The sequence below is a fragment of the Herbaspirillum robiniae genome, assembly GCF_002213415.1.
Classification (GTDB): domain Bacteria; phylum Pseudomonadota; class Gammaproteobacteria; order Burkholderiales; family Burkholderiaceae_D; genus Herbaspirillum; species Herbaspirillum robiniae.
Genome location: NZ_NJGU01000007.1, coordinates 95,950 through 109,546, shown reverse-complemented (window position 1 = coordinate 109,546; position 13,597 = coordinate 95,950). Strand labels below are relative to the sequence as shown.

12 protein-coding genes are annotated in these 13,597 nt (G+C 67.2%); 10 read left to right on the top strand and 2 right to left on the bottom strand.

Annotation, left to right across the window (positions count from 1 at the left end; all coding sequences use genetic code 11):
• The first annotated feature begins 4 nt into the window (after window positions 1-4).
• From CEJ42_RS14180 to CEJ42_RS14150, 7 genes are all read left to right on the top strand, one after another.
• Entirely contained in the window at window positions 5-1,006 is a 1,002-nt protein-coding gene (locus CEJ42_RS14180; RefSeq protein WP_088751510.1) for a branched-chain amino acid ABC transporter permease, read from the top strand.
• Window positions 1,003-1,770: an ABC transporter ATP-binding protein gene (locus CEJ42_RS14175; RefSeq protein ID WP_079217587.1), complete on the top strand. Its 768-nt coding sequence runs from the start codon at window positions 1,003-1,005 to the stop codon at window positions 1,768-1,770. The genes CEJ42_RS14180 and CEJ42_RS14175 overlap by 4 nt, the downstream gene beginning before the upstream one ends.
• Window positions 1,767-2,471 (top strand): ABC transporter ATP-binding protein, encoded by a 705-nt coding sequence (locus CEJ42_RS14170; RefSeq protein ID WP_079217586.1) that lies wholly within the window; start codon window positions 1,767-1,769, stop codon window positions 2,469-2,471. Before CEJ42_RS14175 ends, CEJ42_RS14170 begins: the two co-directional genes overlap by 4 nt.
• A gap of 156 nt (window positions 2,472-2,627) precedes the next feature.
• On the top strand, window positions 2,628-3,887 hold the full coding sequence (locus CEJ42_RS14165) for a Zn-dependent hydrolase (RefSeq protein WP_088751509.1): 1,260 nt from the start codon (window positions 2,628-2,630) through the stop codon (window positions 3,885-3,887).
• Window positions 3,888-3,903: 16 nt separating this feature from the next.
• Window positions 3,904-5,391 carry a M81 family metallopeptidase gene (locus CEJ42_RS14160; protein WP_088751508.1) on the top strand — a complete coding sequence of 496 codons (1,488 nt, stop codon included), beginning with the start codon at window positions 3,904-3,906 and terminating at the stop codon, window positions 5,389-5,391.
• 59 nt (window positions 5,392-5,450) lie between these two features.
• Window positions 5,451-6,392: a DMT family transporter gene (locus CEJ42_RS14155; RefSeq protein WP_088751662.1), complete on the top strand. Its 942-nt coding sequence runs from the start codon at window positions 5,451-5,453 to the stop codon at window positions 6,390-6,392.
• A gap of 198 nt (window positions 6,393-6,590) precedes the next feature.
• Window positions 6,591-8,162 carry a methyl-accepting chemotaxis protein gene (locus CEJ42_RS14150; protein ID WP_088751507.1) on the top strand — a complete coding sequence of 524 codons (1,572 nt, stop codon included), beginning with the start codon at window positions 6,591-6,593 and terminating at the stop codon, window positions 8,160-8,162.
• A gap of 40 nt (window positions 8,163-8,202) precedes the next feature.
• On the opposite strand, the gene CEJ42_RS14145 is transcribed toward CEJ42_RS14150, so the two are convergent.
• On the bottom strand, window positions 8,203-9,093 hold the full coding sequence (locus CEJ42_RS14145) for a TauD/TfdA dioxygenase family protein (RefSeq protein WP_088751506.1): 891 nt from the start codon (window positions 9,091-9,093) through the stop codon (window positions 8,203-8,205).
• 185 nt (window positions 9,094-9,278) lie between these two features.
• Here CEJ42_RS14145 and CEJ42_RS14140 point away from each other — a divergent pair, with 185 nt between their 5' ends.
• The 3 genes from CEJ42_RS14140 to CEJ42_RS14130 all read left to right on the top strand — a co-directional run bounded on the left by CEJ42_RS14140 (window position 9,279) and on the right by CEJ42_RS14130 (window position 11,593).
• Window positions 9,279-10,211 carry a cupin-like domain-containing protein gene (locus CEJ42_RS14140; protein WP_088751661.1) on the top strand — a complete coding sequence of 311 codons (933 nt, stop codon included), beginning with the start codon at window positions 9,279-9,281 and terminating at the stop codon, window positions 10,209-10,211.
• 142 nt (window positions 10,212-10,353) lie between these two features.
• Window positions 10,354-10,773, top strand: coding sequence for a CHRD domain-containing protein (locus CEJ42_RS14135; RefSeq protein ID WP_088751660.1), 420 nt, complete (start codon window positions 10,354-10,356; stop codon window positions 10,771-10,773).
• Window positions 10,774-10,936: 163 nt separating this feature from the next.
• On the top strand, window positions 10,937-11,593 hold the full coding sequence (locus CEJ42_RS14130; protein ID WP_088751659.1) for a DsbA family oxidoreductase: 657 nt from the start codon (window positions 10,937-10,939) through the stop codon (window positions 11,591-11,593).
• 72 nt (window positions 11,594-11,665) lie between these two features.
• On the opposite strand, the gene CEJ42_RS14125 is transcribed toward CEJ42_RS14130, so the two are convergent.
• Complete coding sequence (locus CEJ42_RS14125; protein ID WP_088751505.1) at window positions 11,666-13,213, bottom strand: methyl-accepting chemotaxis protein; 1,548 nt, start codon at window positions 13,211-13,213, stop codon at window positions 11,666-11,668.
• Between the last annotated feature and the right edge of the window lie 384 nt (window positions 13,214-13,597).

The following is a 13,597-nucleotide window of genomic DNA, read 5'->3' as shown; positions in this document are numbered from 1 at the left end:
ACAGATGAAACAGATTGCGCATTTCCGCTATACCCTGCTGGCCGCCGCCGTGGCGCTGCTGCTGCCGCTGTGCCTGAGCTCGGGCACGCTGGCCACCGAGGTGCTGGTGTTCGCGCTGGCGGCGCTGGGCTGCAACCTGCTGCTGGGTTACACCGGCCTGATGTCGTTCGGCCAGGGCATCTTCTTCGGCGTGGGCAGCTACACCGCCGGCGTGGTGCTGCTGCAGCTGAAGCTGGCGCTGCTGCCGTCGCTGGCGCTGGCGGCGCTGGGCGGCGCCGTGGTGGCGCTGCTGGTGGGCTGGTTCTCGATCCGCCAGCGCGGCACCTACTTCGTGATGCTGACGCTGGCCTTCGCCCAGATGTTCTACTTCCTGGCCTACACCATGAAGAACGTCACCGGCGGCGACAACGGCCTGCTGGACATCCCGCGCCCGCCGCTCTCCGTGTTCGGCTTCACGCTGCTGCCGACCAATTCATCCTGGCAGTACTACACGGTGGTGGCGATCCTGTTCGTGCTGGTGTTCTGGCTGCTGCAGCGGGTGGTCGATTCGGTGCTGGGACGCACGCTGCTGGCGGTGCGCGACAACGAGGCGCGCGCCTCGGCGCTGGGCTATGACGTGCGCCTGCTGAAGCTGGCCGCCTTCGTGATCTCGGGCGCGGTGACGGGTCTGGCCGGCGGCCTGCACGCGATGATGACCGGCGTGGCGCCGCTGTCCAACATCGAATACCACACCAGCGAATCGATCCTGATCATGACCGTCATCGGCGGCACCGGCAACCTGTTCGCCTCGGTGCTGGGCGCGTCGTTCTACGTGCTGGCCGGCAACTGGCTCTCCAGCCTGTGGCCGCGCTGGCTGATGCTGCTGGGCTTCCTGCTGATCGCGGTCAGCCTGTACATGCAGAAGGGCCTGTTCGGCCTGGCGGTGAAACTGGTCGACGCGCTGCGTCCGGCCAGGGACGAAGCCGCCAAGGCCAAGGAAGTCATCGCCGAGGAGAAGCATTCATGAGCGCCCCCATCCTGCAGGCGGTGAACGTGACCAAGCGCTACGGCAAGTTCACCGCGGTCAACAACATCACGCTGGACATCATGCCCGGCACCGTGCACTCGGTGATCGGCCCCAACGGCGCCGGCAAGACCACGCTGTTCCACACGCTGACCGGCACCACGCCCATCACCGAAGGCAGCATTCGCGTCGAAGGCGAGGAGGTGGCGCACCTGCCCGGCTACAAGCGCGTGCAGAAAGGGCTGGCGCGCTCGTTCCAGGTGACCAGCCTGTTCCCCAACCTCTCGGTGCGCGAAAACCTGCGCCTGGCCGCGCAAGGCCGCGAGCCTCTGGCGGCCCTGAACCCGTGGCGGCGCGCCGAGCAGATCCATGCCGCCTGCGAACTGGCCGACGAGCTGGTGGCGCGCCTGTCGCTGCAGAACGTGGCGCTGCGGCCGTCGGCCGAACTCTCGCACGGGCAGCAGCGCCGCCTGGAAGTGGGCATGGCCATGGCGGGCCAGCCCAAGGTGATCTTCCTCGACGAGCCGACCTCGGGCATGGGCATCGACGACATCGCCGACATGAAGCGCCTGATCCACTCGCTGCGCGAGGACTACACGGTGGTGCTGATCGAGCACAACATGGATATCGTGATGGACATTTCCGACCGCATCACCGTGATGCAGCTGGGCCAGATCCTGGCGCAGGGAAAACCCGACGAGATCCGCAACGACGAGCGCGTGCGCCGCGCTTACCTGGGCAGCATGATTACCGGAGGCCGAGCATGATCCTGCAAGTGGAAGACGTTCACGGCTACTATGGCAAGAGCCACATCCTGCAGGGCGTGTCGCTGCAGGTGGATGCGGGCGAGGTGGTGACGCTGCTGGGCCGCAACGGCGCCGGCAAGACCACTACGCTCAAAAGCATCGTCGGCGTGGTGGCGCCGGCGCAGGGGCGCGTGCTGTTCGAGGGCAAACAGGTCAGCGGCCTGCCGCCGCACAAGATCGCCGCGCGCGGCGTGTGCCTGGTGCCCGAGCATCGCGGCATCTTCAAACTGCTGACGGTGGAAGAGAACCTGAAGATGGCCGCCCGCAAGGAGTCGGCCTGGGGCCTGGAGGACGTCTACAAGATCTTCCCGCGGCTCAAGGAGCGCCGCAAGAACGGCGGCGGCCAGCTCTCCGGCGGCGAGCAGCAGATGCTGGCCATTGCGCGCGCGCTGATGACGCATCCGCGCGTGATGATGCTGGACGAACCGGTGGAAGGACTGGCGCCGGTGATCGTCGACGAGATCGTGGCGCAGATCAGGCTGATCAAGGCCACCGGCATGTCCATCATCCTGGTGGAGCAGAACCTGGAAGTCTGCACCCAGCTGGCCGACCGCCATTACATCGTCGAGCAGGGGCGCATCGTCTACAGCGGCAGCAATGCCGCGTTCCTGGCCGACGACGGCATCAAGGACCGCTACCTGGGCGTGAACCTGGCGGCGTAAAAATCTCATGGCTCCCGTTCGACCTGAGTAGCTGCGCGGCAGCGTATCGAAGGCGCGCCGGCATCAAGGGCTGGAGAACCTCCGATACGGCCTGCGGCCTGCTCAGGCCGAACGGCAGTTGAAATATCGATCATCTGGTGTGAAGGAAAAACAATCATGGACATGAAAACCCAATCCGCCGCCCTGCGCATCGACGGCGACCGCCTCTGGAATTCGCTGATGGAACTGGGCAAGATCGGCGGCACCGCCAAGGGCGGCGTATGCCGCCTGGCGCTGACCGACCTCGACAAAGCGGGCCGCGACCTCGTCACCTCATGGGCGAAGGCCGAAGGCATGAGCGTGGTGGTCGACCAGATCGGCAACATCTTCATGCGCCGCGCCGGTCGCAACAACGCCCTGCCGCCGGTGATGACCGGCTCCCACATCGACACCCAGCCCACCGGCGGCAAGTTCGACGGCAACTACGGCGTGCTGTCGGGCATCGAGGTGATCCGCACGCTGAACCAGCACAACATCCAGACCGAGGCGCCCATCGAGGTCGCGGTGTGGACCAACGAGGAAGGCTCGCGCTTCGTGCCGGTGATGATGGGCTCGGGCGTCTTCTGCGGCGCCTTCACGCTGGAGCATGCGTACAACGCCACCGACATCGACGGCAAGAAGGTGAGGGATGAGCTGGAACGCATCGGCTACATCGGCGAGCAGACATGCGGCGACCATCCCATCGGCGCCTACTACGAGGCGCACATCGAACAGGGGCCGGTGCTGGAGAACGCCGACACCGTCATCGGCGTGGTGCCGGCGGTGCTGGGCCTGTCGTGGTACGACTGCACGGTGACCGGCTTCGAGTCGCATGCCGGCCCGACGCCCATGGAGATCCGCAAGGACGCGCTGCAGGTCTCGACCTACATCATGCAGGAGGTGGTGGCCATCGCCAACCGCTATCCACCCTATGGCCGCGGCACCGTCGGCCAGGTGCAGGTGATGCCCAACAGCCGCAACGTGATTCCCGGCCAGGTGAAGTTCTCGATTGACCTGCGCAACGTCAGCGACGAGACGCTCAACAAGATGCACGAAGACCTGGTGGCCTACCTGGAGGCGATGCGCCAGAAGACCGGCTTGTCGATCGAACTGGAGCGCGTGTCGTACTTCCCGCCCTGCCCCTTCCATCCGGATTGCGTGGGCAATGTGCGCGACGCCGCCGCGCAGCTCGGCTACAAGACCATGGACGTGGTCTCCGGCGCCGGCCACGACGCCATCTACGCCGCGCGCCTGGCGCCGGCGGGCATGATCTTCGTGCCGTGCAAGGACGGCGTCTCCCACAACGAGATCGAGGACGCCCAGCCGGCCCACCTGGAAGCCGGCTGCAACGTGCTGCTGCAAGCCATGCTGGCCAGCGCCGGCGTGGTCAACGAATAAAGCGACAAGGAATGCAATGAAGATCGTCATCGCCCGCATGAATCACGAGACCAATACCTTCTCGCCGATTCCCACCCCGCTCGAAGCCTTCGCCCCGCAATGGGACGAGGCCGCCTACCAGGACCAGAAGGGCGCGCGCACCGCGATGGGCGCCTTCCTCGACATCGCCGAAGGCATGGGCGCCGAGATCGTCACGCCGCTGGCGGCCTGGGCCAATCCCAGCGCCGCGGTGGCGGCCGACGCCTACACTGTGATGTGCGACGGCATCGTGCGCGCCATCGAACAGGGCTGCGACGCCATCATGCTCGACCTGCACGGCGCCATGGTGGCCGAGAACGCCGACGACGGCGAAGGCGCCCTGCTTGAACGCATCCGCAAGATCGCGCCCGCCACGCCGATGACGGTGGCGCTGGACCTGCACGGCAACGTGACGCAGAAGATGGTCGACAACGCCGACATCATCGTCAGCTTCAAGACCTATCCCCACATCGACATGTATGAAACGGGCGAGCACGCCGGCCGCCTGCTGGTCGAGCTGCTCAACGGAAAATCCAGACCGGTGGTGGCCTGGCGCCAGGTGCCGCTGCTCTCGGCCACGCTGACCAGCAATACCTCGGCCTCGGCCATGCAGCGCGCGGTGGAGGCTGCCAAGCAAGCCGAGAAGCAGGACGGCGTGCTGGCGGTGTCGGTGCTGGCGGGCTTCCCGCTGTCCGACTTTCGCGATGCAGGCATGTCGGTGGTGGTGGTGGCGGAGAACGACGCCGCGCTGGCCGACGTGGTGGCCGAACAGATCGGCCGCCAGATCTGGGCCGAGCGCGACGACTTCGTCTACGACAGCCTGCCGACCGGGGAGTCGCTGGCGCAGGCGAAACTGCGCAGCATCGGCGCCGGCAGCGGCCCGGTGCTGCTGCTGGACCACAGCGACAACGTGATGTCGGGCGGCACCTGCAACACCATGGACGTGCTGGAGGCGGCGCTGGAAGCCGGCCTGGACGGCATCGCGGTGGGCCCCATCAGCGACCCGGAGGCGGTGGCGCATATGGTGGAGGCCGGACTGGGCGCCACCGTCACGCTGGCGGTGGGCAACAAGGTGCAGCTGACGCAGCAGGGCATCAGCAAGGTGCCGCCGGTGCTGTCGGGCAAGGTGGCGGCCATCACCGACGGCAAATTCACCGTGACCGGGCCGATCTATACCGGTTCGACCATCAACATGGGGCGCAGCGTGCTGCTCGACATCGGCCGCGCCAGGATCGTGGTGACCGAGGAGCGCGTCGAACCCTATGACCTGGGCGTGTTCACCAGCCTGGGCCTGGATCCGGCGAAGGCATCCTTCCTGATCCTGAAGTCGCGCATGTACTGCCGCCCGGTGTTCGTGCCGATCAGCCGCGGGCTGGTGGAGTGCGACTCTGACAGCGGCGGCCCGACCAGCGCCAACCTGAAGCTGTTCCCCATCAAGAAGGTGCGCCGCCCGGTCTACCCGCTCGATAGCGCGATGAGCTGGTAAGCCTTTCATCAAAAAACAGATGCGGCCGTTCATCCGGCCCGCATCGGGAGACCATGCGCATGAGCGCCGCCCCGATTCCATCGACTCCGGCCCACGCTGCCCACGCCGGCCGTGCCCGCGCCTTGCTGTTGTTGCTGGGCGTGGTGTGGGGACTGAACTGGCCGGCGGTGAAGGTGGCGCTGTCGGGTGTTTCGCCCTGGGGCCTGCGCAGCATCGGCCTGGGAGCGGCCGCCTGCACCGTGTTCGCGCTGGGATTCGCGCGCGGCCGGCCGATGGCGGTGCGCGCCGGGCGCGACCGCCTGCACATCGCGGTGGCCGGCGTGCTCAACGTCGCCGCCTTCAACATCCTGCTGACCTTCGCCCAGCTGGGCGCGGCCACCTCGCGCGTGGCCATCATCACGTATTCGATGCCGCTGTGGGCGGTGCTGTTTGCGCGCATCGCGCTGGGCGAACGGCTGGACCGCGTGCGCGCCGCCGGCCTGCTGCTGGGCGCCTGCGGCCTGGCCGTGCTGCTGGCGCCGCTGGCCGAAGGCGGACTGCCGCGCGGCATCCTGTTCGCGCTGGCGGCGGCGCTGACCTGGGCCGCCGGCACCATCTACACCAAATGGGCGCGCATCTCGGTGGAGCCGCTGGCGGTGGCCGGCTGGCAGCTGCTGATCGGCGCGCTGGTGGCGCTGACCGGCCTGCTCAGTTTCGAGGGCATGCCGCACTGGCCGCAATGGAGCATGGTGCACCGCGAGGTGCTGGTGGCGGTGGCATATCACATCGTGTTCGGCATGGCGCTGGGCTACGTCCTGTGGTTCAACATCATCAACCGCATGCCGGCCGGCGTCGCCTCGCTGGGCACGCTGCTGGTGCCGGTGGTGGGCGTCACCGGCGCGGTGCTGCTGCTGGGCGAGCGGCCCGGCCTGTCCGACCTGGGCGGCTTCGCGCTGATCTTCTGCGCCGCGCTGTGCGTGCTGTTGCCCTCGGGCATCCCGCGACGCCGGCGCGCGCGCTGAGGCCGATACAACACATCCCCGCGCCACGCCGCATTGCGGCGTGCAAAGCGCCGGCGCTGTGTTAGGCTGGACGGCAGGCGGCGATATTGTTTATATCGTTGCCGCAATAACGATAGCTTGCGGATCATTGCATCAGGCGCGCCTACCTCCTCCAACAACAAACAAGACGGGCGCGCAGCCACGACAAAGGAGACGGGGATGAAGAACCTCAGGATAGGCGTGCGCCTTGGCATCGGTTTCGTTTCGCTGCTGGGGCTGATGGCCATCATGGTCGGGATCGCGATCTGGCGCCTGGAGGACATCGGCGACGCCACCGACGACATGGTGAGGGTGGCGCTGAAGAAGGAGCGCGACGCCGTGCAGTGGCACTCCACCATCAAGGAAAACGGGGTACGCACCTTCGCCGTGATGAAGAGCGACGACCCGGCATTCCAGCAATATTTCCAGAAGCAGATCGACGCCGAATCCAGCAAGGTCAGCCAGCTGCAAAAGCGCGTCGAGACCGCCATCTCCGATCCTGAAGAGAAGCGCCTGTTCGACGAGGTCGGCAAGCTGCGCGCGACCTATCGAGACACGCGGCAAAAGATCTTCGACATGAAGAAGGCCGGCGATGCCGAGCGCGCGCGCGAGATGACCGACTCCACGCTGGTGAAGATGATGGATGCCTATTCCGACAGCGTGCTGCGCTACGCGGACTTCCAGAAGAAGTTCATCGACGACGCCGCCGCCAGCATCGACAACAACTACCGCTCGGGCCGCACCCTGCTGCTGGCGCTGGGCTTGATCGAGCTGCTGCTGGGCGCGGCGCTGGCATGGATGCTCACGCGCAGCATCACGCGCCCGCTGAACCAGGCGGTGGCGATTGCCGAGACGGTGGCCGCCGGCGACCTGACCTCCACCATCACCAGCGACGCGCGCGACGAAACCGGCAAGCTGCTGGCGGCGCTGCGCACGATGAACGGCAACCTGCTCGACATCGTCGGCCGCGTGCGCAACGGCACCGACACCATCAGCAACGCCTCGCGCGAAATCGCCAGCGGCAACCTCGACCTGTCGGCGCGCACCGAACAGCAGGCCGGCTCGCTGGAAGAAACCGCCTCGGCGATGGAGCAGCTGACCTCGACGGTGAAGCAGAACGCCGACAACGCGCGCCAGGCCAACCAGCTGGCGGCGTCGGCCTCGGAGGTCGCGCTGCAGGGCGGCAACGTGGTCGGCCAGGTGGTGGAAACCATGGGCGCGATCCACGCCTCCTCGCAAAAGATCGCCGACATCATCAGCGTGATCGACGGCATCGCCTTCCAGACCAACATCCTCGCGCTCAACGCCGCGGTGGAAGCCGCGCGCGCCGGCGAGCAGGGTCGCGGCTTCGCGGTGGTGGCCTCGGAAGTGCGCTCGCTGGCGCAGCGCTCGGCGGCGGCGGCCAAGGAGATCAAGCAGCTGATCGACGATTCGGTGCAGAAGGTGGGCGACGGCAGCCGCCTGGTGGAACAGGCCGGCAGCACCATGAACGAGGTGGTGACCAGCGTGGCGCGCGTGACCGACATCGTGCGCGAGATCACCGCGGCCAGCCAGGAGCAGAGCGACGGCATCGAACAGGTCAACCTCGCCATCACCCACATCGACGAGGCCACGCAGCAGAACGCCGCGCTGGTGGAAGAAGCGGCGGCCGCCGCCAAGGCCATGCAGGATCAGGCCGCGTCGCTGACCGAAGCGGTCAGCGTGTTCCGCCTCGACAACGGCCCCCGCGCGCCGGCGCTGCCGGGCGCGTGAGCCGGCGCAGGAGCGGCCCCATCGGCGGCGCCCGCGCGCATCAGCGCGGGACGTCGCCCTCCACGGTGGTGCGGTAGAGCGTGCGGCGCAGGTGTTGCGGCGTGATCGCGGCGTAGTGCTGGGTGCTGCGGTTGTCCCAGAACACCATGTCGTGCGGCTGCCACTTGTGGGTGTAGACATTCTCCGGGCGCGTGATGTGTTCGTGCAGCTCCTTGAGCAGCGCGTCGCTCTCGTCGCGGGGAATGCCGACGATGTGCGACGTGAAGCCTTCGCTGACGAACAGGATCTTGCGCCCGCTCTCCGGATGCGTGGTGATGACGGGATGCTCGACCGGCGGCACTTCGTCGATCTGCTTTTGCGTCAGCTCCGGGCGCCACGGCGACAGCTTGCGCAGGCGCTCGTAGCGGTACACGTAGGAGTGCACGGCGCGCTTTCCCTGCAGCAGGGTCTTCACTTCGGCCGGCAGGCTGTCGTAGGCGTCGGCCGTGTTGGCGTACAGCGTGTCGCCGCGCTCGGCCGGCAGCTCCTGCGAATGCAGCAGCGCGCCCAGGCTGGGCCTGGGCATGTAGGAGAGATCCGAGTGCCAGTCGGCGCCGGCATCGACCAGGCCGATGGGCTTGCCGTCTTCCACCACGTTGGACACGATCAGGATCTCGGGATGGCCCTGCAGATGGAAGCGGTTGAGCACGTGCACCTGCAGCGGGCCGAAGCGGCGGCTGAACGCGATGTGCTGCTCGGGCGTCACGCGCTGGTCGCGAAACACCACCACGCCATGCCTGACGAAGGCGCTGCGGATGCGCGCCAGTTCGTCGTCGGCCAGCGGCAGGTTGAGGTCGAGCCCGACCACTTCCGCGCCCAGCGGGCCGCCGAAGGGACGGATTTCAAAGGATTGGCGCGCGGCCCGGGCGCGTTCCAGGGTATCAAGCGACATGTCTGCTCCTGAGCTTGCATCGAGGCTGCCGACGGTCCTTGCAAACAAGGCCGGCAGCGAAAAACATTGATTACACTCCCGGCGCCTCATGCCAACAACGAATAAGAACGCATATCCATATGCGGCCGGCGCGCAAGGCCGCGTACGCGGCGCCGTCGGCCGGGCCAGCATATAAAATGTGCAACATGGACAAACCCGCAAACGACAACAAACCGGAGCAAGAAGACCGCCCACAGCGCGTGCTGCCGCCTCGCCCGTCGTGGACGGCGCTGTCGGCGGAGCAAATCGCGGCCAGGAAGCTGGAGCAGGAGCGCCGGGATGCGCAGGTGCGCGGCGTGTCTTCCATACAGGAGATGCGCGATGCGATCCGGCAGGCCAGCCGCGGGCTGCCCGCCATCGCTTCGGTGCCGCGCATCGCGGCGCCGGGCGCTGCGGCGTTTCGCGCACAGGCGGCGCGCGGGTTGCCCTTCGTGATGACGGGCACGGTGGGCAAGTGGCCGCTGTCGGCCCTCACGCCGCAAACCCTGCGCGAGCACTTCGGCCGGCTGGCCGTGCGGGCGCGGGTGGGCGACTACATCAACACCGCCTTCGCGCCCGACCGGGCGATGGAGGACATGTCGCTGCTGGAATATCTCGACCGCGTCGCCGCCGAGGCCAGCGGGCTGCCGCCCTATCTCGGCAACCTGGAGCTGCGCGAGCTCAACGCGCTGTGCCACTGGCCGGGCTATTTCGACAAGATGGGGCCGCCGCGCTTCTGGATCGGCCCGGCCGGAACGGTGACGCCGCTGCATTGCGACTACGACGACAACATCTTTGCGCAGATCTGGGGCACCAAGCGCATCTGGCTGGCGCCTGCGCATCACGACGAGTTTCTCTATCCGAAGGAGGCCAACGCCATCCTGTTCGGCTCGCCCTTCGACCCCGACCGGCCCGACTACGAACGCTTTCCGCTGGCGCGCCAGGCGGCGCTGGTCGAATGCGTGATGCAGCCCGGCGAGATGCTGTACCTGCCGGCGGGCTGGTACCACCAGGTCCGCTCGCTGAGCTTTTCGCTGTCGGCCAACCGCTGGGCGCGGGGGATCCCGCTGGCGCTGGGCGCCACGGGGGCCACTGCCTGAGCGGCGAGGCCGCGCCGGCCGCCTGATTTTTCCTGCATCCTTATCTGAATTTTGCGCAGCACGGTCTGCGCCGGTGTTCTACACTGCGTTGGCGTTTCATCGGGTCACCTGTTTCATCAATGAGAAAACCAAGGAGAAGATCATGGCCGGAACCAGGACTGTACGCAGCGCATTGCTGGCTGCCTTGTTGTTGAGCGGCGCGGCGGCGATGGCGCAGACCGCCAGCGTCGAACTGAAGGGCGGCAGCGAAGTGCCCGCCAACGACTCGGGCGCGAGCGGCAGCGGCAGCATCAGCGTGGCGCCCGACAAGAGCGTCAGCGGACGCATCACCACCACCGGCATCGAAGGCCGGGTGGCGCATATCCATACCGGGGCGGCCGGCGCCAACGGCCCGGTGATCGTGCCGCTGGCCAAGGACGGCGACAACGCCTGGACCGTGCCGGCGGGCGCAAAGTTATCCGATGAACAATACGCGGCCTACGTGGCCGGCACGCTCTACGTCAACGTGCACAGCGCCGCCCATCCCGGCGGCGAGATCCGCGGGCAACTGCAGCCGAAGTAACGCCGGCGCAACAACCGGGCAATGGGCCACAGGGCCGCCGTCGATGATGGCGGCCTTTTTCATGGGCGAAGGCGCCGCCCGGCGGCCTGCGCGCATCGGATCTACAATAGCGCCTCTGCCCGGCGCGATTGCCCGGCGCCCGCCACACATGAGGTGCATGACCATGAACAAAGCCCTGAAGATCGACTTCGTCTCCGATATCGTCTGCCCCTGGTGCGCCATCGGGCTGGCGGGCCTCAATACGGCGCTCGAGCGCATCGGCCCGGAGGCGCGCGTCGAACTGGCCTTTCATCCGTTCGAACTCAATCCCGGCCTGCCCGCTGCCGGCCAGGTGCACCTCGAACACATCACCGAGAAATACCGCATCAGCGCCGACCAGGCGCGCATCAACCGCGAGCAGATCCGGGCGCGCGCCGCATCGGTCGGCTTCACCATGAACCGCGACGACGCCAGCCTCGTCTACAACACCTTCGACGCCCATCGCCTGATCGTCTGGGCCGGCGAACAGCATGCCCAGGCGGCGCTCAAAGCCGCGCTGCTGAAGGCCTATTTCACCGACGGCAAGAACATCGCCGAGCACGCCGTGCTGGCGGACATCGCCGCGCAGTGCGGCCTGGACGGCGCCGAGGCCGCCCAGGTGCTGGCCTCGGACCGCTTCGCGCAGGAGGTGCGCGATGAAGAAACGCTGTGGGCCCAGCGCGGCATCAACAGCGTGCCGGCGGTGGTGGTCAACGACCGCTACCTGATCTCGGGCGGGCAACCGCCGGAGGTCTTCGAGCAACAGCTGCGGGCGATCCTGGCCGACGAAGCGGGCGCCTGAGCTGACTGCGCCTGCAAGAAAAAAGCCCGCTGCAGCGGGCTTTTTTTTGGTCGCGCGGATCAGCCGGCGCGATCAGTCGAGCTTGAACTGCCCCACCAGCTGCGCCAGGTTGCCGGCCTGCCCCTTCAACGAGTCGGCCGCGGCGGCCGCCTGCTCCACCAGCGCCGCGTTCTGTTGGGTGGTCTGGTCCATCTGCGTGATCGCGCGGCTGACCTCGTTGATGCCGCTGCTTTGTTCCTGCGTGGCGGCGGTGATTTCGCTGACGATGTCGGTCACGCGCTTCACGCTGGCCACCACCTCGTTCATGGTCGACCCGGCCCGCTCCACCAGCTGGCTGCCGGCGCCGACCTTCTCCACCGAGTCGTCGATCAGTTCCTTGATTTCCTTGGCCGCCGCCGCCGAGCGCTGCGCCAGCGAGCGCACCTCGGAGGCCACCACGGCAAAGCCGCGCCCCTGTTCGCCGGCGCGCGCCGCTTCCACCGCCGCGTTCAGCGCCAGGATGTTGGTCTGGAAGGCGATGCCGTCGATCACGCTGATGATGTCGGCGATCTTGCGCGAACTCTGGGTGATGCCCTCCATGGTCTGCACCACCAACCCCACCACTTCGCCGCCCTGGCCGGCGATCTCGGAGGCCGATACCGCCAGCTGGTTGGCCTGGCGCGCGTTGTCGGCGTTCTGCCTCACCGTCGAGGTCAGTTGCTCCATCGCCGAGGCGGTCTCTTCCAGCGAGCCGGCCTGCTGCTCGGTGCGCGAGGACAAATCGAGGTTGCCGGTGGCGATTTCCTGCGAGGCGGTGCTGATGGTCTCGGTGCCGTGGCGCACCTCGCTGACGATGCCGCGCAGGCCTTCGCTCATCACGCGCAGGGCTTCCATCAGGCGGCCGGTCTCGTCGCGGCCGGCGGCGCGGATGCGCACCGTCAGGTCGCCCCGGGCCACGCGCTGCGCGACATCGACGGCGTCCTTCAGCGGGCGCGACACATTGCGCCCCACCACGACCGCAAACGCCGAGCCGATCAGCACGGCCGCGGCCAGCATGCCGAAGATCCACACCTGCGCCACGCCGAACACGTGCTCGGCGGCCTGGTCGGCCTGGGCGCTGCCGGCGCCGTTGATCTTCACGATGGCGTCGAGGTTGGCGACCATGCTGCGGTACAGCTTGCCGGAGTCGCCGTTGAACAGGGCGCGCGTCTCGTCGTATTGCTGGTTGGCGGCCATCTCGGCCAGCTGCTTGTCGAGTTCCACATACGCCGCCAGGCTCTTGGAGAACTGCGCGTACTGCGCCTTCTCCTCGGGCTGCGACATGCGCTTCTCATAGGCGGCGCGCTGCTTGGCGAGAATGTCCAGGCGCGCCTTGATGGCCTTGTTGGCGGCGTCGCGCTCGGACGGCTGCACCGCGGTCACCAGCTCCAGCTCGGCGATGCGCACCAGCGGCAGCGAGCCCTGTATCTCGCGCGCGGCGTCCATGGCCGGCATCCAGCGGCTGACGATCTCGGACGAGGCCTTGTTCACTTCCTTGAGCTGGGTGACGGCGAACAGGCCCAGCATCACGGTCAGGGCGATCACGACGGCGAAGGAAAAGGCCAGCTTTCTTGCGATGTTCAGATTGTGAAACCAGCTCATGTCGTCCTCGAATTCCGATTTATCTTGTTGGCGTGTGCTTCCGACTGCTAGGGCGTTCGCCATATCGAAATGCATATCGGCGCCGCCCGCGTCGAACCGGCACGCGCGCGTGGAAGCACGCGCCGAACCGGGTTCGAACGAAATCAGCATTTACGGCAGGGACAGGAAGAAGAGCCCGGGACCGACGCGAAACGCGGCCACGGATGCGAAGCAGGCCGCGATCCCGCGCCGGCCTGCGGCGCCCGCGGAATCCGGCTCCCAAGGCCGGAGGCGCTGCGCCGGAACATAGTCAACCGATGAACGAAGCGTCTTGCGCGCCCGCGCCCACCACTCCCTCATTCAACTGATGCAAGTAAATGGGCTGAATATTAAATAGTCGGCCAT

Bases quoted from the DNA above. Each gene is read 5' to 3' on its own strand.
- CEJ42_RS14180 (WP_088751510.1), top strand. From the start codon at position 5: ATGAAACAGATTGCGCATTTCCGCTATACCCTGCTGGCCGCCGCCGTG.
- CEJ42_RS14175 (WP_079217587.1), top strand. From the start codon at position 1,003: ATGAGCGCCCCCATCCTGCAGGCGGTGAACGTGACCAAGCGCTACGGC.
- CEJ42_RS14170 (WP_079217586.1), top strand. From the start codon at position 1,767: ATGATCCTGCAAGTGGAAGACGTTCACGGCTACTATGGCAAGAGCCAC.
- CEJ42_RS14165 (WP_088751509.1), top strand. From the start codon at position 2,628: ATGGACATGAAAACCCAATCCGCCGCCCTGCGCATCGACGGCGACCGC.
- CEJ42_RS14160 (WP_088751508.1), top strand. From the start codon at position 3,904: ATGAAGATCGTCATCGCCCGCATGAATCACGAGACCAATACCTTCTCG.
- CEJ42_RS14155 (WP_088751662.1), top strand. From the start codon at position 5,451: ATGAGCGCCGCCCCGATTCCATCGACTCCGGCCCACGCTGCCCACGCC.
- CEJ42_RS14150 (WP_088751507.1), top strand. From the start codon at position 6,591: ATGAAGAACCTCAGGATAGGCGTGCGCCTTGGCATCGGTTTCGTTTCG.
- CEJ42_RS14145 (WP_088751506.1), bottom strand. From the start codon at position 9,093: ATGTCGCTTGATACCCTGGAACGCGCCCGGGCCGCGCGCCAATCCTTT.
- CEJ42_RS14140 (WP_088751661.1), top strand. From the start codon at position 9,279: ATGGACAAACCCGCAAACGACAACAAACCGGAGCAAGAAGACCGCCCA.
- CEJ42_RS14135 (WP_088751660.1), top strand. From the start codon at position 10,354: ATGGCCGGAACCAGGACTGTACGCAGCGCATTGCTGGCTGCCTTGTTG.
- CEJ42_RS14130 (WP_088751659.1), top strand. From the start codon at position 10,937: ATGAACAAAGCCCTGAAGATCGACTTCGTCTCCGATATCGTCTGCCCC.
- CEJ42_RS14125 (WP_088751505.1), bottom strand. From the start codon at position 13,213: ATGAGCTGGTTTCACAATCTGAACATCGCAAGAAAGCTGGCCTTTTCC.